This window comes from Microcoleus sp. PH2017_12_PCY_D_A, from assembly GCF_020738565.1.
GTDB lineage: Bacteria > Cyanobacteriota > Cyanobacteriia > Cyanobacteriales > Microcoleaceae > Microcoleus.
On the sequence record NZ_JAEQCI010000071.1, the window covers coordinates 1 to 22196 of the forward strand.

Annotated in this window: 11 protein-coding genes and 1 CRISPR repeat array; of the genes, 5 read left to right on the forward strand and 6 right to left on the reverse strand. The window is 47.0% G+C overall.

Annotated elements, in window-relative coordinates; genetic code table 11:
- Positions 1–231: 231 nt before the first annotated feature.
- Positions 232–1104: an S-methyl-5'-thioadenosine phosphorylase gene (locus JGK39_RS20715; RefSeq protein ID WP_293256258.1), complete on the reverse strand. Its 873-nt coding sequence runs from the start codon at positions 1102–1104 to the stop codon at positions 232–234.
- Between the two features lie 207 nt (positions 1105–1311).
- On the opposite strand from JGK39_RS20715, the gene JGK39_RS20720 reads away from it, so the two are divergent.
- Together JGK39_RS20720 and JGK39_RS20725 are read left to right on the forward strand one after the other, a co-directional pair.
- Complete coding sequence (locus JGK39_RS20720; protein ID WP_293256261.1) at positions 1312–1518, forward strand: hypothetical protein; 207 nt, start codon at positions 1312–1314, stop codon at positions 1516–1518.
- Between the two features lie 581 nt (positions 1519–2099).
- Entirely contained in the window at positions 2100–3512 is a 1413-nt protein-coding gene (locus JGK39_RS20725) for a transposase (RefSeq protein ID WP_293256264.1), read from the forward strand.
- A gap of 142 nt (positions 3513–3654) precedes the next feature.
- Here JGK39_RS20725 and JGK39_RS20730 read toward each other — a convergent pair whose 3' ends face one another.
- On the reverse strand, positions 3655–4488 hold the full coding sequence (locus JGK39_RS20730; protein ID WP_293256267.1) for a Tab2/Atab2 family RNA-binding protein: 834 nt from the start codon (positions 4486–4488) through the stop codon (positions 3655–3657).
- A 103-nt stretch (positions 4489–4591) separates the two neighbouring features.
- Positions 4592–13387: a CRISPR direct-repeat array (repeat unit 37 nt; unit sequence GTTTCAATCCCTAGTAGGGGTTTATGGGTTTTCCCGC).
- A 171-nt stretch (positions 13388–13558) separates the two neighbouring features.
- On the opposite strand from JGK39_RS20730, the gene JGK39_RS20735 reads away from it, so the two are divergent.
- The 3 genes from JGK39_RS20735 (at position 13559) to JGK39_RS20745 (ending at position 16160) form a co-directional block, all read left to right on the forward strand.
- Positions 13559–13762: a hypothetical protein gene (locus JGK39_RS20735; RefSeq protein ID WP_293302795.1), complete on the forward strand. Its 204-nt coding sequence runs from the start codon at positions 13559–13561 to the stop codon at positions 13760–13762.
- A complete protein-coding gene (locus tag JGK39_RS20740) occupies positions 13759–15057 on the forward strand; it encodes a valine--pyruvate transaminase (RefSeq protein ID WP_293256270.1) in 1299 nt (432 codons plus the stop codon). The genes JGK39_RS20735 and JGK39_RS20740 overlap by 4 nt, the downstream gene beginning before the upstream one ends.
- Positions 15058–15599: 542 nt before the next feature.
- Complete coding sequence (locus JGK39_RS20745) at positions 15600–16160, forward strand: Uma2 family endonuclease (protein ID WP_293256273.1); 561 nt, start codon at positions 15600–15602, stop codon at positions 16158–16160.
- Between the two features lie 63 nt (positions 16161–16223).
- On the opposite strand, the gene JGK39_RS20750 is transcribed toward JGK39_RS20745, so the two are convergent.
- The 4 genes from JGK39_RS20750 to JGK39_RS20765 form a co-directional block, all read right to left on the reverse strand.
- Positions 16224–18401, reverse strand: coding sequence for a caspase family protein (locus JGK39_RS20750; protein WP_293256276.1), 2178 nt, complete (start codon positions 18399–18401; stop codon positions 16224–16226).
- A 288-nt stretch (positions 18402–18689) separates the two neighbouring features.
- Positions 18690–19871, reverse strand: coding sequence for a sulfate adenylyltransferase (sat, locus tag JGK39_RS20755; protein WP_293256279.1), 1182 nt, complete (start codon positions 19869–19871; stop codon positions 18690–18692).
- Positions 19872–20305: 434 nt separating this feature from the next.
- Positions 20306–21388 carry a DUF6745 domain-containing protein gene (locus tag JGK39_RS20760; RefSeq protein ID WP_293256282.1) on the reverse strand — a complete coding sequence of 361 codons (1083 nt, stop codon included), beginning with the start codon at positions 21386–21388 and terminating at the stop codon, positions 20306–20308.
- A 171-nt stretch (positions 21389–21559) separates the two neighbouring features.
- Positions 21560–22087 carry a hypothetical protein gene (locus JGK39_RS20765; RefSeq protein WP_293256285.1) on the reverse strand — a complete coding sequence of 176 codons (528 nt, stop codon included), beginning with the start codon at positions 22085–22087 and terminating at the stop codon, positions 21560–21562.
- Between the last annotated feature and the right edge of the window lie 109 nt (positions 22088–22196).

The following is a 22196-nucleotide window of genomic DNA, read 5'->3' on the forward strand; positions in this document are numbered from 1 at the left end:
GAAACCGGGTTTCTACGAATATTTTCAGTGAAGTACGAAAAATAAGGGAAGAAACCCGGTTTCTGAGATTAGCGTACACCCAGACTTTGTAAGTAGCGACGAGAAACCGGGTTTCTACGAATATTTTCAGTGAAGTACGAAAAATAAGGGAAGAAACCCGGTTTCTGAGATTAGCGTGTACCCAGACTTTGTAAGTAGCGAGAAACCAGGTTTTGTAGAACTTTTAGGAACCTACAAATATTTCTGCAACAGCAAACCCATTTTCTCCTTAGTTGCGGGAGGTACTTTGTCTAGCGGAGTCAGAATCGCATATTTCAAAGCGGAATGTGCCTCAGAAACGGGGGGATTTTCTGTTAATCTCCGCACTGTTTCTTGAATTACTTTTTGGGCATTTTCGGCATTGCGGTGCAAGTTGGCGATTACCATTTCTACTGTTACGCTGTCGTGTTCTTCATGCCAGCAGTCGTAATCGGTGACTAATGCTAAAGTTGCGTAGGCAATCTCTGCTTCTCTGGCTAATTTTGCTTCGGGTAAATTTGTCATCCCGATGACTGTGGCATCCCAACTGCGGTAAAGATTTGATTCTGCTTTTGTGGAAAATGCGGGGCCTTCCATGCAGACGTAGGTGCCGCCGCGGTGCAGGGAAACGTCGGCGAGGTTCAAGGATTCGATCGCGCTTACCAACACTTTAGCCAATTCGCCGCAAATCGGATCGCCGAAGGTGATGTGACCGACTATTCCTTCTCCGAAAAATGTAGAAGCTCGATTTTTTGTGCGATCGATAAACTGATCTGGCACTACCATATCTAAAGGTTTGGCCTCTGTTTTCAGGGAACCAACCGCCGAGGCTGAGATTAAATACTCAACTCCCAGACTCTTCATCGCGTAGATATTTGCCCGATAGGGGACTTCCGAGGGCAAAAAACTGTGATTGCGGCCGTGTCTGGCCATAAATGCAACGGGCGTACCCTCCAATGTTCCTACGATGGCTGCATCAGATGGCGCGCCAAAAGGTGTATCGATTTTTACCTCTTCCACATCCTTGAGGGCCTCCATTTTATACAAACCGCTGCCGCCGATAATGCCGATTTTTGCCTGTGCCATTTTACTCTCTGCCTCAGTTTTCTAACAGTGATTCTATCGGGCCATCGTTAAGTTGCGGTAAAGATAATTTAATTTTTGTAACAATTGTTATCGTTGATACACTGTATTGTCACAAGATAAGTATGATATTAATCACAATGTATCTTTACAAAATCTTTAAAAATAAATGTACAGGGTTCTGTTATCAATTTTCAGGGTGTTAAAAAAATGACAGTCAGTTCTGCTAATGTACCCGCAATCGCGATCGAGGCGATCGTCCAACGAATCTTTGCTTTCCGCCAAATTACGCCTCTCGACAGGCGGCTGCTGAAGTCTGCAATGCTTTCGGCAAACCGCCTCAACGAAAAGGATCGGTGTCAGATTAACCGAGTGCATCAGGGCATCCAAGATGGATTGATTCTGGTTGTGGAATAGATAGACTCTTAAAAAGGGTACTTCAGTCTGTATCCGCTGGAACTTAGTTCGGGCGGTAATCTGATTTTGGCGATCGAATTTTGAAATATAAAAATAAGATAATCTCCGAGAGTTTCATTTGTCCGCAGCGAGATCGGGCGATCGTTTTGTTAAAGTTTTACTGGCGGCGGATGTCCTGGATTGGGCATTAACTATTGCGAGTTAAAATTTAGCAGCCAAAAGTGTTTGTAGGGTGTGTCGCTATGAATAATCCCTAAAAAAGATTCAAAATCTCGTAGCGACGCACCGACAAGATTTGAGGAAACAACCTCTGTTTTGCTCGGCACCACAAAATTTGGTGCTTAGCAAATTTTTTTCATGCTTGTAAGCTGTACCGCATTTAATACGATTTTTGACGATTGCTACACAATAAATGTTTGGTTTGTTTATAAAAAACATTCGGCAAGCGGAAAACTCTGAGTCTTTAGACCTGAGATGCAAGCGGCACGGGCGGTTTCAACCGCCTTGAATCTTTCTTAATTCGCAACATTCAAAAGCGGAGAAATACGTTAAGATGTAAGCTAAGGAGGTGAGAAAGATTGTTGACAAACTATGTTTATAAGTTGCGCCCCAATCGAACACAATCATCGAAAATGTCTGCTTGGATAGATATGCTGCGAAGTCAGTATAATTGGTGCTTGGGTGACAGAATCTGTCAGTACAGCCAGCAGTTTATCCAAGGCGATTACTGTGACATTAGAACGAAAGGCGAAGCTTCACCATTGACCTGTTTCGTAAGTAAAAGTGGCGCGACTGGAAACCCTTGGAAAGACTCTAAGCTTAACAAAGAGGGCAAAGCTAGAAATCCGCGTCGAAGTGCTGGTGACATTCAGATTACAGCATTACCTGAGTTAAAAATGGCTAGACCTTGGTATAGTGGAATTGACTCAACAGTTTTACAACAGAATGTCAAACGCTTAGACATTGCCTACAAAAACTTCTTTGAGGGCAGGGGATTCCCGAAATTCAAAAACCGCAGCAATTTCACATCCTTTACTTTCGTAATGGGAATAAAAATCAAGGGTAATAAAATTTACCTACCAAAACTGGGTTGGATGCGGTTTTACAACTCTCGCTCAATCCCAGATGGGTTTACCATCAAGGCTTGCGCGGTTAGAAAACGCCAGAATGGCTGGTATGTTTCTATTAGAATAGAGGATAAATCCGTACCCGAATACAGTGCTACCGCTGTTGGTGATAGCCCCAAAGTAATAGGTTGCGATTTGGGAATCACTAAACTGGTTCATCTTTCTGATGGATACCAAATTAAAAATCCCAAGCTTTCAACAAATAAAAAGGCTAAGCGGACTCTAAAAATCAGGCAAAGACGGGTTAGCCGGAAAACGAAGGGGAGTAAAAACCGCAAAAAAGCAGCCATTCAAGTTGGAAAGTTCCATCAAAAAATTAGCGATAAGCGTCAAGCATATCAATGGAAGGCTGCGAATTTAATAGTATCTCGCAACGTCGATGTAATTGCCATAGAAGATTTAAATATCTCTGGGATGATGCGTCGATGCAAGGTAAAAAGTGATGAGAAAACTGGAAGGTTTCTGAAGAACGGGCAATCCAGAAAAAAGGGATTGAATCGCGCTATCTTCGACGCAAGTTGGGGGGATTTGGGATTAAAGATTGAGTATCTAGCTGCAAAGCAAGGAAAAATCGTAATCAAGGTTAATCCCAAACATTCTAGTCAAGAATGCAGGAATTGCGGTCATATCGACCAATCAAATAGAGATGGTGAAAAATTCATCTGTGTAGAATGTGGATATCACGAACACGCCGATATTGGTGCTGCAAAAACGATTAGAGATCGAGCTTTGAAAATGGTACGCGGGGACTCCGCGAAACTTGGTGTTCAACACCTAAACGCCCAAAAGATATCACCACGCCGGACAGGCAAACGTGGTGAGTTTGGGAACCTGAGCAATCAGGATATTAAGAACGAAATTTCTTAAGAATCTCAGCGTCTTTAGACCTGAGAGTGTCAATGTCAATAGAAAAAGGTACGTTGTTGCGCTTCAGCGCTCTTTATCTATATGTCTAAAGAGGGCTGAAGCCCAACAACGTACCTTACAGATTTACGATTACTATTTATTATTAATTAAAATTTAGCAGCCAAAATCCTGTATAAGTCATGCCAGTATCATCGGGCTGGACTAAGAGGAAATGCAATCCTTTACTCGATTGTTTGCGCTGTTGGTAAGTTTCGGCGGCGGCTTTTACTTCGCTATCTTCAAAAGTTGCGACAACCCATCTGTCGGCTAATCCAGCTTCCAATATCAATCCGTCGGGAGCTCCGGCGATATAGTTCAAGGCGAAGGGTTTGGCTTCCTGAAGCCATCTAGCTAGGCGCATTGACTGTCGCCCGCCGTCTATTACTACTCCGGGTACGGGTACTGTTGAGGCTAAACCTAAGTTCAGGGGTAATAGCAATTCGGGCATTTCTAAGATGGGGATGGGACGCCCTTGGAAGGCTTCTAGGATGTCGCCCGCCGGTAGGGAGGCAAAACGCCAGCTATCGCCCCAGAGATTTTCGGGTAGGGGGATGGGTGGCGGTGTCTCAAGGTCGATCGGCCGATAAGCTTCATTAGTATAATCAGGCAAACTGGAATATTCTCGATCGCGTTGTTGCAGCAGGGTTTTGAGGGCTGCGGTGCGCCGAGTTGCTTCTACTTTGACGCCCAAAACTTTGCCCGCTGCTTCGATTAAGCTGAGAGATTGAGGTCTAAATACTTGGATTGTGTCGGGCAGTTTCTGGGTTTGTGCTTGCTGGAATTGGGCGGCTAGCCAATGGGAGTTGGCTTCCGACTGGCGACAAAGGGCGCTAAATTGAAATGTTTGTGCGGAGTCGCAGATGAGGAGTTCCCACAATGGTTTGCCGGTGTCGTCTCGGAGAGGGCGGCGGTAGAAATCGACTTGCCAAATACGCATGGGAATTAAGAGTTAATGTCAACTTGACTCGATTATTTTAATCTGGTTTGGATTCGCGATCGGGATTTTGGGGTTTTCTCGCGGGGGCTTACGTTTTACGGTTGTTTCAAGCCCTACGTCGGGAAAATGGGTTTTCCCGCAGTAGACCATTGCCCCTCCCATAGATTGTACAAAGTGTTTCAATCCCTAGTAGGGGTTTATGGGTTTTCCCGCGCAAGCGCTTGATTGCTGGTGAAACCTAGGCTATTAAGGTTTCAATCCCTAGTAGGGGTTTATGGGTTTTCCCGCGGTATTTTTAGCAGCTTGCTCTCAAGAAACGAGTTTCAATCCCTAGTAGGGGTTTATGGGTTTTCCCGCCAAGTTGATTGAATCTATTCGCAAAGAATTTGAGTTTCAATCCCTAGTAGGGGTTTATGGGTTTTCCCGCCCTCATCCGAAGATTCCCCGCAATTGAGCGATTCGACGTTTCAATCCCTAGTAGGGGTTTATGGGTTTTCCCGCGATGCTGATATCAACCCCAAGCTTATTATCAATTTGTTTCAATCCCTAGTAGGGGTTTATGGGTTTTCCCGCCAATCGATTACGGGTTAAAACAAAATGCCGAAAGTTTCAATCCCTAGTAGGGGTTTATGGGTTTTCCCGCCAGATATCGCCCAAATTCAAGAGGTCGCAGTTGGTTTCAATCCCTAGTAGGGGTTTATGGGTTTTCCCGCTCTAGAATTAAATCCATCTGCCATTTCCCGATACTGGGTTTCAATCCCTAGTAGGGGTTTATGGGTTTTCCCGCCTGCTGTCCGAATTCTTGAGCCGGGAGATGGTTACGGGTTTCAATCCCTAGTAGGGGTTTATGGGTTTTCCCGCTTAGTTGAGGTCGCAACGGCAAAATAAGATGAGCCGTTGTGAGAGTTTCAATCCCTAGTAGGGGTTTATGGGTTTTCCCGCAAGAACCCATAGATTTTGCAGTAGCTACCAGGTTTCAATCCCTAGTAGGGGTTTATGGGTTTTCCCGCCCAGATTGCTTGCTGCTCAAGTTATAGCGCTCTTGCAGGTTTCAATCCCTAGTAGGGGTTTATGGGTTTTCCCGCCGTCTGGCCGATACAAGCCGATGATCTAATAGATAGTTTCAATCCCTAGTAGGGGTTTATGGGTTTTCCCGCAAGGCATTACTTTTAGGGGTAACAATTATCTCCCCGTTTCAATCCCTAGTAGGGGTTTATGGGTTTTCCCGCGAGAAGGATATAAGCGGTAATAACCTTCACCCTCGTTTCAATCCCTAGTAGGGGTTTATGGGTTTTCCCGCCTGAAGGGTTGGCGGTGGTGGTCAAATGTTTTGTGCCACCGTTTCAATCCCTAGTAGGGGTTTATGGGTTTTCCCGCCTGAATTTGCGGAAGGAAAACGTGGGATTATAGAAAGTTTCAATCCCTAGTAGGGGTTTATGGGTTTTCCCGCGTGAAATTTTCATTGGTTATTGTTCCAGTTTTTTGCTGTTTCAATCCCTAGTAGGGGTTTATGGGTTTTCCCGCTTCGATTCTATGGTGGGAGTCAGGAGGCGATCGCTGTTTCAATCCCTAGTAGGGGTTTATGGGTTTTCCCGCTCGAGTTGCGCGATCGCAGCCCGGGCACATCTCGTGGTTTCAATCCCTAGTAGGGGTTTATGGGTTTTCCCGCGAGATATTCCCGCTGGAATTGCGCGAGACACTGAGTTTCAATCCCTAGTAGGGGTTTATGGGTTTTCCCGCGAGACTCCTACTTGCTACCCGGTGCAACCGGGCGTTTCAATCCCTAGTAGGGGTTTATGGGTTTTCCCGCTTGATTGCGGCTCATCACCGAGGTAACACAAAACACAGGCAACAAACATGTTTCAATCCCTAGTAGGGGTTTATGGGTTTTCCCGCGATGCTGGTTGGCTGCGACTCTCCATCTACAAGGTTTCAATCCCTAGTAGGGGTTTATGGGTTTTCCCGCGCATCCCATCTTTTACGCAAGGAAAAGTGTCCCAGAAATGGGTTTCAATCCCTAGTAGGGGTTTATGGGTTTTCCCGCGGCGACTGTTTCTGGCTCCGCCATCGCTAGCAAGTTTCAATCCCTAGTAGGGGTTTATGGGTTTTCCCGCGCTGCGTCTCCAGCAACTCGGTCGATCGCATCCTGCTGTTTCAATCCCTAGTAGGGGTTTATGGGTTTTCCCGCCCTACAGTGAACAATATTCCAAAGCAAGTTGTTGTTTCAATCCCTAGTAGGGGTTTATGGGTTTTCCCGCGTTCCGCTATCACTCCCGATTTTTCACTTTAGTTTCAATCCCTAGTAGGGGTTTATGGGTTTTCCCGCGCAGTACCGGAAGGGTAAACGTTAAAGATGCGCCGGTTTCAATCCCTAGTAGGGGTTTATGGGTTTTCCCGCTTTTGATCGGTGTCGCCAACCCCTCCGGCAACGCCGCAATCAAGTTTCAATCCCTAGTAGGGGTTTATGGGTTTTCCCGCGAGCAGGAGCCCAACCAGCACTAAGCCAAGCAGATCCGTTTCAATCCCTAGTAGGGGTTTATGGGTTTTCCCGCAGGGGCGCGCTTGCGCGAAGCAGTTGTGAAGTAGTTTTGTTTCAATCCCTAGTAGGGGTTTATGGGTTTTCCCGCTTGCGGCCCTGCCGATATTTTCGCAGCGGCGCTGCTACCAGCCTGTGTTTCAATCCCTAGTAGGGGTTTATGGGTTTTCCCGCACAATAAACTTTTGGCAAGCCAGAAAGCAGCAAGAGCGGCGTTTCAATCCCTAGTAGGGGTTTATGGGTTTTCCCGCCTAAACCATCAGAAAAATGCGAATATTTGATACGCTCCTCGTTTCAATCCCTAGTAGGGGTTTATGGGTTTTCCCGCCTCAATCCAAAAGGTTTAGCCTGCCAGTGCATCAAGCAAGTTTCAATCCCTAGTAGGGGTTTATGGGTTTTCCCGCTACTTTTGCCGATCGTCCTAGCGCAAGGAAAAAATAAGTTTCAATCCCTAGTAGGGGTTTATGGGTTTTCCCGCCGGGGAAATTTATTAATGTTTTGGCAGTATGTTCTACTGTTTCAATCCCTAGTAGGGGTTTATGGGTTTTCCCGCTCGCAACTGGAATTAATGTCGCCCCGGGAATGTTGCGTTTCAATCCCTAGTAGGGGTTTATGGGTTTTCCCGCATTGGTAGTTAATATCTCCATATATTTCATTAACTCGTTTCAATCCCTAGTAGGGGTTTATGGGTTTTCCCGCCAGGCAGTGAAACTGTACACTGCCACAACATAGTGTTTCAATCCCTAGTAGGGGTTTATGGGTTTTCCCGCGCAAAAAATCAACCAGCTAACCGACCGCCACTTAAATTTAGGTTTCAATCCCTAGTAGGGGTTTATGGGTTTTCCCGCTGAAGAAGAGGCAATTGCTTACCGCCACCTCCGCAAGTTTCAATCCCTAGTAGGGGTTTATGGGTTTTCCCGCCTACCCGTAAATTACCGCTGCGGGCGATTGCATTTAGGTTTCAATCCCTAGTAGGGGTTTATGGGTTTTCCCGCTTTATGGGTTTTCCCGCTTGTTGTGGTCTTGCAGGAAGCTCGATTTTTCGATGTTTCAATCCCTAGTAGGGGTTTATGGGTTTTCCCGCAGCGCGCCTAGTAACTGAGAGAAAGCCAAAGGCTGGTTTCAATCCCTAGTAGGGGTTTATGGGTTTTCCCGCCTGCACTTGCCGTACAGCAACAGGCGCAACAGCGTTTCAATCCCTAGTAGGGGTTTATGGGTTTTCCCGCACCTGAGTGGTTAAAGGGAATTGGTTTAGATACTCCGTTTCAATCCCTAGTAGGGGTTTATGGGTTTTCCCGCTTGAGCAGATTGAAGAAGCAGCCAAGAAGCAGGGTTTCAATCCCTAGTAGGGGTTTATGGGTTTTCCCGCGCTTTTATCTTCTTTGAGGTTAGTCAAAATTCCTCGTTTCAATCCCTAGTAGGGGTTTATGGGTTTTCCCGCCGGGTTTGACGCCCGCGTCGTATACACTTTCTCGAGTTTCAATCCCTAGTAGGGGTTTATGGGTTTTCCCGCGAGAAATACCCGCGTCAGGTAAGTCTCATGAGGTTTCAATCCCTAGTAGGGGTTTATGGGTTTTCCCGCGCTTGCACGTTCGCATTGATGGCATCAACGCGACGTTTCAATCCCTAGTAGGGGTTTATGGGTTTTCCCGCATTGTTGGTCAGTTTGAATCCGCAAGCTCTCCTGTGTTTCAATCCCTAGTAGGGGTTTATGGGTTTTCCCGCAGTGGATTCTGGATGGGTGTGCCGAATTGGGGGAAGTTTCAATCCCTAGTAGGGGTTTATGGGTTTTCCCGCCGGGAGTTATCTCTCGGCTCTGATGAATACAATACGTTTCAATCCCTAGTAGGGGTTTATGGGTTTTCCCGCAACGAGCGATGTGGTTCGAGGCCACTGGGAAGCGTTTCAATCCCTAGTAGGGGTTTATGGGTTTTCCCGCCACCCTTAGCGCTGATGCGAGCAATATTTACTTTGTTTCAATCCCTAGTAGGGGTTTATGGGTTTTCCCGCCAAGTCTTATTTTTTCGCTTCCTTGTCGGTCTCTGCAGTTTCAATCCCTAGTAGGGGTTTATGGGTTTTCCCGCCTTTTTTGATCTCCCTTTAACGCCTGGTCTACTTGGTTTCAATCCCTAGTAGGGGTTTATGGGTTTTCCCGCTTTTGCCTTCAAGCACTTGGGCGATCGGGAACTGTTTCAATCCCTAGTAGGGGTTTATGGGTTTTCCCGCGGTTGTATCCAAAGGTGAATCGGCGGCTGAAGCCTTGGTTTCAATCCCTAGTAGGGGTTTATGGGTTTTCCCGCGATTTGGGCTTGCCTTCCCCTGAGGTTTTGGGTCGTTTCAATCCCTAGTAGGGGTTTATGGGTTTTCCCGCAGTTTTCTACTGGTGATGATTTTGTTAATAATTTTAGTTTCAATCCCTAGTAGGGGTTTATGGGTTTTCCCGCGATAGGTGATAAGTTATACGGTTCTCGGTGTTCAATGTTTCAATCCCTAGTAGGGGTTTATGGGTTTTCCCGCCCCCTTTTAAAGGGACAACAATTGTCACAGTTCGTTTCAATCCCTAGTAGGGGTTTATGGGTTTTCCCGCTTAGAGCATGACTCTGCGATAGCGGGCTACGATTGGGTTTCAATCCCTAGTAGGGGTTTATGGGTTTTCCCGCCGTGGAGTCGAACCACCTAATTGCTTGGCCAAGCAATGTTTCAATCCCTAGTAGGGGTTTATGGGTTTTCCCGCCCGCAGGCGCTGTGCGAACTAGCTACAGGCATTATTTCCGATGTTTCAATCCCTAGTAGGGGTTTATGGGTTTTCCCGCAAGAACTGCTAAATTCTGTCCCGAAGGACTTAAAGTTTCAATCCCTAGTAGGGGTTTATGGGTTTTCCCGCCAAAAAAAATCGCCCTCAAACTGGTAGCAAGCTTGTTTCAATCCCTAGTAGGGGTTTATGGGTTTTCCCGCTTGCGGCGCTGATGGAACGTCTCTGTAAGCCTTGAATTTCGTTTCAATCCCTAGTAGGGGTTTATGGGTTTTCCCGCCTCGGCCGCATTGTGGGCGGTCAAGTCCGATTTAGTGAGGTGTTTCAATCCCTAGTAGGGGTTTATGGGTTTTCCCGCGCGGTCGATAAAACTAGACACCGGGCGCGGGGTCTTTAGGTTTCAATCCCTAGTAGGGGTTTATGGGTTTTCCCGCCAGCTATCGAGCTTGGGATAGCTGTATATGTGAAAGTTTCAATCCCTAGTAGGGGTTTATGGGTTTTCCCGCCTGGCGGCGGATCGCGTTTATCAGCACTTCACGATCTGTTTCAATCCCTAGTAGGGGTTTATGGGTTTTCCCGCACTCCGATCCTTTCCTTCAGGGCACTACCTTCTTGGGGTTTCAATCCCTAGTAGGGGTTTATGGGTTTTCCCGCGAGGGAGACGGCGACCAAAGCAATAATTTTCTACGTTTCAATCCCTAGTAGGGGTTTATGGGTTTTCCCGCTTCAGACCTAATGCTCAAGTCGCTAAAGATTGGTTCGTTTCAATCCCTAGTAGGGGTTTATGGGTTTTCCCGCCACTTGCTCGATCGCGACAAGGAAGACAAGCGCTACGAGTTTCAATCCCTAGTAGGGGTTTATGGGTTTTCCCGCTAAGTACCATATCTGCTTGGTGTCGTTGTTCAAATAAATGTTTCAATCCCTAGTAGGGGTTTATGGGTTTTCCCGCGCCGAGCGTTTGCATACATTGTAAATTTCAACTTGTTTCAATCCCTAGTAGGGGTTTATGGGTTTTCCCGCCGAGGACTAGATTTAATTTCTGAAGGATAGATAATTGGTTTCAATCCCTAGTAGGGGTTTATGGGTTTTCCCGCCCAAGAACATGAAGAATGGATTTAATTCCATCAAGTCCGTTTCAATCCCTAGTAGGGGTTTATGGGTTTTCCCGCGTGACCACCGATTGCACTTCAGGAGAAGGTGCCGCTTGTTTCAATCCCTAGTAGGGGTTTATGGGTTTTCCCGCGATGAAAAACTAAGTTTTCATCTCTGCGCTTACTGTTTCAATCCCTAGTAGGGGTTTATGGGTTTTCCCGCCAATTGCCAACAATTAGTTTTAACGAATAACGATTTGTTTCAATCCCTAGTAGGGGTTTATGGGTTTTCCCGCGCGAGATTCTGACTATTTTGTCGGAAAGCCGCCATTTTACGTTTCAATCCCTAGTAGGGGTTTATGGGTTTTCCCGCGGTAATGGTTCCGGCAATAGTGATTTTGGTAGCTAACAAATGAGTTTCAATCCCTAGTAGGGGTTTATGGGTTTTCCCGCGCCAAGTTCAAAGAGTTAGGCTTGCTTACGATTGGTTTCAATCCCTAGTAGGGGTTTATGGGTTTTCCCGCCCAAAAGGCTGGAAATGTGGAGATATCGTCGAGGTTTCAATCCCTAGTAGGGGTTTATGGGTTTTCCCGCCTGCCGGGTAGGTTTGTCCTCCAATAGTGTCAAGTTTCAATCCCTAGTAGGGGTTTATGGGTTTTCCCGCTCGGCACTCGGTGCTGGCATCTCGCGAATAGTTTCAATCCCTAGTAGGGGTTTATGGGTTTTCCCGCGACGAGGCGCAGGAAGGTCGTCAGCTAAATGTTTCAATCCCTAGTAGGGGTTTATGGGTTTTCCCGCATGGTGAGAAAAAACGCACGCTTAATTTAACCTTGTTTCAATCCCTAGTAGGGGTTTATGGGTTTTCCCGCCAAGCGAATTAATTTCTGCTTGAGCTGCGCGAACTTGTTTCAATCCCTAGTAGGGGTTTATGGGTTTTCCCGCGCAACATCTCATGCAATGGAGGCATGAATTAGCAGCTAGTTTCAATCCCTAGTAGGGGTTTATGGGTTTTCCCGCGATGATGGTTCTACGGATGGTTCCGTTGAGATTGTAAGTTTCAATCCCTAGTAGGGGTTTATGGGTTTTCCCGCGTCGAATTGCAGTTGCCGAACCATAAGTCAAACCCGTTTCAATCCCTAGTAGGGGTTTATGGGTTTTCCCGCTAGATTTCAATGTATCCGGTACTGATTCATCGTATTCCGTTTCAATCCCTAGTAGGGGTTTATGGGTTTTCCCGCATTGACCGCGCCAATGCTGCCAAGGCTGCCAATACTGTTTCAATCCCTAGTAGGGGTTTATGGGTTTTCCCGCTCTGCCGTCAATAGTTCAATTGAGCAATTAAGCTCAAAGTTTCAATCCCTAGTAGGGGTTTATGGGTTTTCCCGCCCAACAATAAATGCCTTTGCTAGAGAGAGTCAAGGTTTCAATCCCTAGTAGGGGTTTATGGGTTTTCCCGCGTGAGGTCGCAGTTCACTGATGGCCTTGTAAATTTTTTGTTTCAATCCCTAGTAGGGGTTTATGGGTTTTCCCGCCCGGCTCCGGCTCCGGGGACGGCTCCGGCTCCGGCTCCGGCGTTTCAATCCCTAGTAGGGGTTTATGGGTTTTCCCGCTGTACTCGAAGGGCCAAGTCAGGGGATTCAAGCCGTTTCAATCCCTAGTAGGGGTTTATGGGTTTTCCCGCTTCAACCAGGAAACTCGCAGCAACTTAACTTTCCGTTTCAATCCCTAGTAGGGGTTTATGGGTTTTCCCGCGGATTTGTTGGACTATTTAGCGGTATTCGAGCAGTTTCAATCCCTAGTAGGGGTTTATGGGTTTTCCCGCTTGCGATCGGCGCCACCGCTAGCACAAACTTCCTTAATAATTCCCTGGTTTCAATCCCTAGTAGGGGTTTATGGGTTTTCCCGCTACAGGGAATTATCTCAATCACCCCCAAAACCAAAATTTCTGGGTTTCAATCCCTAGTAGGGGTTTATGGGTTTTCCCGCGCTGAGAGCGAGGAAAACCCCCGCATTTTTCACGAGAAATACTGCAGTTTCAATCCCTAGTAGGGGTTTATGGGTTTTCCCGCGGCACAATTCAGCCAGCAGTAGCTCGCAGGATCTTTGTTTCAATCCCTAGTAGGGGTTTATGGGTTTTCCCGCTAAGCATTTATTAGCCCGCTAGCAAATTGCGTTAAAGGTTTCAATCCCTAGTAGGGGTTTATGGGTTTTCCCGCCCGACAAAGCTAAATTTTCCGGCTGGCAGGCAGAAAGGAATTTGTTTCAATCCCTAGTAGGGGTTTATGGGTTTTCCCGCCTGTCCCCGCTCTTTAGCTCAAATTTTTGAGCTTTTGTTTCAATCCCTAGTAGGGGTTTATGGGTTTTCCCGCCCCGTTCCTGAGTGGGAAGGGCAGTTTTTGGCAATCGGTTTCAATCCCTAGTAGGGGTTTATGGGTTTTCCCGCTTAGCAGCCAAAGCAAAAGGCAGAGGCTTTGCAGTCGCTCGTTTCAATCCCTAGTAGGGGTTTATGGGTTTTCCCGCCGCCGGCATTTCAAACTGTTGCTGTATTTGGTTTTCAAGGTTCATTTGCGGGACTCTGATCCGAAAGTACCATTTCAGCCTTCGGCCTGTCAATACCCTATTTTTCATATAGCCTTCAAACTCTTATCTGGCATGGGTTATAGGGATCGCGGGAATCGTTTTTTTGACCTGTTGGCATCAAACCCTTGCAGCGTCTGTATTACAGCCTCAAAATTCAACACCCCAATTTTTACACCTACTGATTCCCGCATTTTAAAGCAAAAATCTAGTTCGATCGCCCGATCGAACCAACAGCATCAATCCTATCCTGACACCGATCGCACAAAAGCTATCATAGATCAACCGTCAACCTCTATCATCCTCGCCGCATCATGAACCCTGCCCTCACACAATTTGGCACTCAAATGTCCCAACTCACAGGAGTTCGGGCAATTATGAAAGATATTATAGAAACACTCAGAGCCGGCAACGGGCAGGAATTTATCAACTTAAGCGCCGGAAACCCCGTCATTTTGCCGGAAGTCGAGCAATTGTGGCGCGATTGCACTGCGGAACTTTTATCGAGCCCGGAATACGGCGAAGTCGTTTGTCGCTACGGTTCCAGCCAAGGTTATCAGCCCTTTATCGATGCAGTATTGGCCGATTTTAACCAACGTTACAACCTCAATTTGACCGATCGCAACATCCTAATTACTCCCGGAAGCCAATCAATCTACTTTTACGCAGCCAACGCTTTCGGAGGCTACACCGCACCAGTCGCCCACACTTCCGATCCCAAATCCCAAATCCGCAACCTAAAGTCGATCGTCCTTCCCCTCAGCCCAGACTACACCGGTTACGGCGGCGTGAGCCTAATTCCCGAAGCAGTCATCGCCTGCAAACCCACCCTAGATATCGATACAGCCGCCCACCGATTCAAATATCGCCCGGATTTCAGCCAACTTTCCATTGATGAAACCAGCGGTTGCGTCATCTTTTCCCGTCCCTGCAACCCCACGGGAAACGTCCTCACCAACGACGAAGTGCAGAAAATAGCAGATTTAGCAGCCGCTTTCGACGTGCCGGTGTTAGTCGATTCCGCCTACGGGCCTCCCTTCCCCGCCTTGAACTTTACCGAAATGACTCCGATTTTCGGGGGCAATATCGTCCACTGCATGAGTTTGTCCAAAGCCGGATTACCGGGTGAAAGAATTGGAATTGCGATCGGCGATGAAGGAATCATTAAAACATTAGAATCTTTTCAGACCAATATGTGCATTCACTCGCCGAGATACGGACAGGCGATCGCAACTAGGGCCATTAAATCCGGCGCCCTAGCCGACATTTCCCTCAACGTAATTCGCCCCTACTATCAAAGCAAATTTGCAGTAGTTGAAAGCACATTAGAACACGCAATGCCGAAGGATTTGCCCTGGTTCTTGCACCGCGGCGAAGGAGCAATCTTTGCCTGGTTGTGGCTCAAAGATTTGCCAATGACAGATTGGGAAATGTATCAAGAATTGAAGAAAGTCGGCGTAATAGTCGTGCCGGGAAGTTCTTTCTTCCCAGGTTTGCGGGAAGATTGGCAGCACAAACACGAGTGTTTGCGTATTAGTTTGACTGCGACAGATGATGAGATTGAAACTGCGATGAAACGTTTGGCTCAACTGGTGGAAAAAGTTTATCAATAGCAGTTGTCAGACAGATGAGGTACGTTGTTGGGCTTGGGCCCTCTTAGTTTAAGCGGTTATGTAAGCTGTCAATTATACCTCATCTTTTTGAGAAAGGCTATATCTTAATTTGTTATTAGATGACACGGCGGTTTTTACCGCCCGTCTTCTTTGTACTCGTTACTAGAAGGAACCAGTTATAGCATTTATCAGAAAGATGATGAATGTAAATGGAGTTTTTGATGCCACCTCGCTTAGTATATAATCACTACTCTCAGAGGGCTGAAGCCCAACAACGTACCTTACTTTTTTGAGAACCGCTATATATCGTTTCCGGTTTCATCGGAATGATTTAACCTTACTAGGGCGCAGAGGACACAGAGAGAGAGAATAAAGAGATTAATACAGGACGATGAAGAGTGGATTTGATATTAAACCAGAAGCGCCTTCTTCCTTCTTCCTTCTTCCTTCTTCCTTCTTCCTTCTTCCTTCTTCCTTCTTCCTTCTTCCTTCTTCCTTCGATCGACTACAATTTAATAAATATAATTAGAGGGACGGTAGTTATGGCAGTGCAATTAATCAAAAGATTGCTCACCGTAGAAGAATATCATTTAATGGGTAAAGCTGGTATTTTTCCCCAGGGCGATCGCGTAGAATTGATCGAAGGAGAACTTGTACAAATGGCAGCCATTGGAACTCGCCACGCCGGATGTGTCAACCGCCTCAACCGACTCTCGGCCCAATTTCCCGAAACAACAGCGATTATTGCTATCCAAAATCCTGTTCAGTTGACCGATCGCACTGAACCTCAACCTGATGTAGTATTCTTACAACCCCGTGCTGACTACTATTCAACGGCACATCCTACACCATCAGAAGTTTTGCTGTTGATAGAAGTATCTGATAGTACGGTGGATTACGATCGAGATGTGAAAGTTCCCATTTACGCGCGATCGCAAATTGCAGAAGTTTGGCTAGTAGATTTAGAAGCACAATGCTTAGAAGTATACCGCCAGCCAACACCCAACGGTTACAGTTTAATCCAAAAGTTTTGGCGCGGTCAACAAGTTTCGCCTCTAGCATTTCCTGATTGGGAAGTCAATCTCGATTTCATACTCGGATAGTTGCAGCAAACATTCCCAATTACCCATTCCCAATTACCCATCCCCAATTACCCATTCCCAAAATTAAACCACCCGATAAACAAAACTCAAAGTCGCCCAAACATTCACATCCAAAGCCAAATCATCCGTCGATATTCCCAGCTTCTGCACGCCCGGAATGCTAGCCGCGTGCAAATCTTCCAACACAGCCCGCGCCACATTTAAAGGATTCAACAACACCAACGGTAAAGTATCCCTTGTCTGCTGCATTTCCATTGCTGCCATAGCGCGATCGAACTTGCCCTCACTAACTATAATTAAAGTTTCCGCCAAACCCAAAGCCCCAGACACCGCCAAGCCCAAAGCCCCGGCCGCCGGCACGCTCACATTGTCTCCAGGGGCGATCGCCCGCGACATCCCCTCCTCAGTACCCAGCACTGACAGCCGTCCCGCGCTGTCCGAGGAAAACACCGCAGCATAAACCGGGCGACCGCTCTCGTTATACAACCTATATTGAATTCGGCTGCCGATCGGCAAACTTAGTATACCCAAATTGCTCGATTTCTCGGTTTCCCCGCTCAGGGGTTGCAACCGGTAATCACCACTCGCCCGCACCGACTCCCGCTGCACCATCACCCGCGCTTGCGGCGCCAGAGTTGCCAAAACCGCCCGCACCTTCAGCCGCGAAGATGTCTCATTGACAGTCAGCCGCAGCAACTTCGCCGCCTGCAATGCTTTCAACTGCGGAATCAACCGCTGCACCGCCACTTTAACCGCTTCTCCCCCGTCGCCCTGAGTGTCGGGAACCGGCATTTGGCCGACAGAAAACAAACCGTAGCGGCCTTGATACAAAGCAGGTTCGTAAGCCGCAGGAGTCTGAGCGACAATGGTTTCGGGCACTCTCCCGAACCGAAAATCCGCCGGTTGCTCGCTCGCTACGGCTGAAATTTGCGGCACTGTCGCGAAAGCACTGGTAGCATCCACCCGCTCGATTCGTTCCAAACCAGAGTCTAAAGCTACTGTCAAACCGATGTTTCGCGGCAATACCCGAATTTCTTCCCTCACCAAATCGCCGGCGGTTAATTGCCCTTCTGTACGATCGAGCTTATCTAAAATTTGAGCTTTCGCAGACAAACCGCTGCGCGATCGCAGCAACAGTCGTGAAGTATAGCTGCTATCCTCTAGGGAATCGCTCTCTTTTGCATCCACCGCAAACACCGAGCCTTCGCAGCACTCCAAAACCCCCGCCGACAAACCGCCCAGCCACAACTGCACAGTTTTGCCGCCATCTTCCACCCCCGTCACAGCCCCGTCAGCAGCAGCGGAATTCAACATTAAACTTGTGGCAAAATTCAGCGCCGGCGCGGTTGTTAAATTGTCACGGCGAATTTGCGGTTGCTGCGATAATCCCGCCCTTTGCTCGACTGTGCCCGCCGCGCGGCTGAAACTCAGGCTGAAGCTGCTAGCCGGAGTCGCCAACCACAGAGTTTGGGTGAGGGCGTAGGTAAACAAACCCGCAGTAAATCCGTTCCACTGTTGTTCCCCGGCGATTTGAGAATTGGCGGCTGCACTCAGCAGGGCGATCGCCCTACTGTTGTTTTTGCCTGACTGGAGACCTTTGGCAAACGTCAATTCTGCGAGGCTTGGCTGCCCGATGGTGGGGCGCGGACGGGAACGGATGCGAAAGTTGCCGTTTTTGAGGAAACCCGGATAGCTGTAGCTAGTGTCGAGGATGGCGATCGCATTTTCCGTCGCGAGCGATCGAACCAACTGCAACAGCGTTTCCTCTAAAATATCGTTGACCGATCGATTTTCTAACAGCGGTACCACGTCATCGGCGGGTACTAAACTATTTTGCATTTTTGCCGGAGAGTCGATCGAGCTAACTCGGCTACCGCAGCCGCTAAAGTGAAAAACCACCACATCACCCGGTTTTGCTTGTTCGCTCAAATGACTCACAAAAGCCGTCTCAATATTTTCCCTGGTAGCGCGAGCATCAGTCAAAGTCAGAATATCCGACGGCGCAAACCCAAACCGATATATCAGCAATTCCCGCTGCAATTCCACATCCGTCACACAGCCGTGCAGGGGCGAGTCTGGATATTGGTCAACCCCCACCAACAAAGCCAATTTACGCGCTGTTGGCTGGGCTAAAGCTTCCGAGTAGCGCGATCCCAACCGCAACCATCCAGCCTCGCTGATTCCGAGGGCGGCCAGCACCCGGCCAGCTTGCTGCAAAAATTCCCGCCGCTTAAGTCCCATTTTTAAATAGCTTTGGATTTTATGTTTGGATATTTCAGTTAAATCACCCTAAATAATTTTAGGGGATTTCATTAGATTGTGACTTATACCAATTCTCAAAACTTATACAACATTAGTAGGATGCGTCGCAAATCCCAAAACCTTGGAATCCAGTAGATGCTGACTGTTAATTATTAAGATTTTTTTTAAGTTTTAATTTTTGAGTTTCAAGCTTAAATTTTATAATTTAAAACTCAAAACTCAAAACTCAAAACTATTCACAATGCCACCAATACCAAAGTTAAAGACTTAAATCTCGTAACTAAAAATATTCATAGCCTTCGCTAATTCGGCAGCGACTTCGGGTCGAGAAAACTGCGGCGGCGGCAATTTTCCAGCGCGCAACATCTCGCGCACTTTGGTTCCCGACAAATGCACCCGCTGTTCCGGAGTGCTGGGACTTGTTTTAGTTGTACCCATTTGTTCCGTCACCTTGCAATAGAAAGCGTGCTCGAATTTCATCGGCACAATTCCCAATTCCGATGGCTCAAATTCGTCAAAAATGTGTTGGGCGTCGAAGGTGCCGTAATAATCGCCAACTCCAGCGTGATCGCGCCCGACAATAAAGTGAGTGCAGCCGTAGTTTTTGCGAATTAAAGCGTGAAAAATTGCTTCTCTGGGGCCGGCGTAGCGCATCGCCGCCGGATTAATTGCCAAAATTACGCGATCTTTTGGATAGTATTTATCTAGCAGAATTTCGTAGCAGCGCATCCGCACGTCAGCAGGGATGTCATCATCTTTAGTTGTCCCGACTAGCGGGTGCAAAAATAATCCGTCTACTGTTTCTAAGGCGCATTTTTGGATGTATTCGTGGGCCCGGTGGATGGGGTTTCGGGTTTGGAAACCAACTATGGTTTTCCATCCTTTTTCTTTGAACAGTATTCTCGATTTTGCCGGGTCAATTTGGTATTGCGGAAACCGCGCATCTAGTTCGCGTTCCAGCAGCCAAACTTCGCCTGCGAGGTTGATTGGCCCGGATTGGTCTACTACTTGGACGCCCGGGTGTTTGAGGTCGTCGGTACGGTAGACGTTGAGGGCTTCTTCTTCTTTGCTGTAGCGGTATTTTTCTGCGAGTTCCAAGATACCGGCAAATTCGCCAGCCGGGGAGTCGAGGCGGACTAAGCCGCCTTCGGTGAGGGTGTCGGCGACTGCTTCGCTGACACTTAGGGTGATGGGAATCGACCACGGGAGGCCGTTGGAGAGGCGCATTTCTTTGACTACCGATCGATAATCAGCTTGGCCCATGAACCCTTTGAGGGGACTCAGGGCGCCTATGGCGATCATTTGCAGGTCGGAGATCGATCGATCCGAAAGCTGGACTCGCGGCAGGGACTCTGCTTTGTCGAAAAATTCCTGTCTTTGGTCTAGTGTAGCAATGCGGTTGACCAGGATGCCGCCGTGAGGGGCAATGCGGTCTGAATGCTGGCTCATGTCGATTTGAAGTTGTTGGTTTTATCTGCCAGAGTACATAGTACCAAGCCCAGGCTGTAAATCTACATTATTTTTTAATTTTTCTGGAGTTGTGCAGAATGCTGATTAAGGCGGGGATGAATTTCTTTAAACTGCAAACTCCCACTCAAAACTCTCAAATTTCCTGTCCGATCGTGTGCCGTAGATTACCATCATAAAAAAGGTTTGCAGTAAGGTTTGTAGTGCGGACTTCAGTCCGCAAATTGCTGCGGACTAAAGTCCGCACTACGAACTGTAAGGTTTGTAGTGCGGACTTCAGTCCGCAAATTGCTGCGGACTAAAGTCCGCACTACGAACGGTTTGTAGTGCGGACTTCAGTCCGCAAATTGCTGCGGACTGAAGTCCGCTTTTGCGGACCGCACTACGAACGGCTGGTTAATCGATCGCACGCGATATCACGTTTGCACTTGAAATTCTTCGGGCGCTATTCCCCAATTTACCCAGCTAATTGCTTCTTTAGCCGTTAGCACTTTTGGCGGCACTCGCAAAGCGTGAATGTGTCCCGTACTCGGACAGGTCATCTTCAACAAATATATCGGCTCTATGTCAACATCATTATCTATTTTCAACAAAGTATATTCTTGCCAAGTATCCAATTCTATTGCTTGCAATTCTTGACAAATTTTCTGATAGCCGATCGCCCCTATCAACACTCGCCGCACTTCCGCATTCTTTTCTCTTAGCAGCCACGCAGCCTCCCAATACTCCGGCGCAACTTGACCGATGCTTTCGGGTAACAGCACGCCGCGATAAGAGTATACCCTGAAGTTGTCAGCAAATTCGATGGCGGGCTGACATAAAGCGTGGAGCAAATATTCGCTGTCAAAATGAATTTTTCGCGGGCGATCGCACACAAAGCACTTTTTCTCAAACGGGTAAATCCAGCCGCAGTTTTCGACTAAAGCTTTAAAGGCTGAGTACAAAGAGCGATCGCACTTTAATCCTAACACCTCAATACAAAAATCTACCCAACTTCCGTGACAGGCCGAAAGTTCAGATAATATCCAATTATTATTATAGGTTATATTGACAAAAAATTGGTGAAATCTCGCGCCCAACTTCTTTGCTAACAAGGCATAAACTTCGTCTTTAACATGAATTTGGAATTGACTGATCAGTTGAGCGTACAGCGGGTTATAGAGTTGGCTGTAAATCTGATTTTCCAGTTTGCGATCGAGTTGACTTCTTAATGTATCGTACAATTCATTATGAATTTTGTCTCGAATTTCGCTACCAGTTTCCAAACCAGAATCGCGTATCCTTAGCCGTTCAAGAGCTTCCAAAGCTGTGTAAGGGCTGTCGCAGAAAATAATTTCCGGTTCGCCCAAGCCGATGATGTTGTAGGCGGTGTTGATGGCGGCTGTCGCGATCGGGCGATCGACTGGTGCGATCGACAGTCCAATTTGCCGCCACTTTTCGCGATAAATGGGAGTTAGCGCTGCTTGTTCGGGAGTTAGTGCGATCGTTGGTACATTCATCTTATTTTATTTTCCATTCAATAATTAATTTAGTGCGATCGTTCCGACTTCATTGCTCAAAAAGATAGAAGGACTGAAGTCCTCACTACAAACCTGAAGGACTTAAGTCCTCACTACAAACCTGAAGGACTTAAGTCCTCACTACAAACCTATTTTATGAGACTCGTTAGATTATTTGTATAAATTAACAATTTTTTGCAAAACCCCTAAAATCGTAGGAAGATTATCCAGATAATAAACATCATCATCAATAATTAAATTATTTCCTTTTAATTTAAGAAACCGCCAGACAACCCCCGAAGTTACACAGCCAAATACGGCAGGGATTGATTTTTTTTGGCGTTCGTTAAATAGCTGAGCCGCCACCATTTGTGCAGCACACTGTGGCAGACAAGATTCTATTTCTCCGCTTTTTGTTTCTCTAAGTGCAAAAAACGGAACTTTAATTTCAAAATTTAACGGTGCCCCAGAGAATAGAAAGTCGCATTCTCCATGCAATCCCTGAGAAACATCTACATCAAATGCCCAACCGGAAAAAATAGAAAATTGTCTGTGATTTTTTTCTCTAAATTCTAACAAAATAGGAGAAATAATCCGTTCGGAACGTTCTTTTGCTGTTGTCACAGCAGTGTTAGAACTAATTTCGAGAGCTCTCCAAAGCCATTGGGATGGTTCTAAAGGAATAATTTTGGCACTCAAAATCGGACTGAGTGACATCTCCAATCCAAACCGATCTTTTAATTGTTGAAAAGTGAAGGTTCTGTAGGACATATAGCATTTGTCAGAAAGATGAGGTACTATCCGGCAT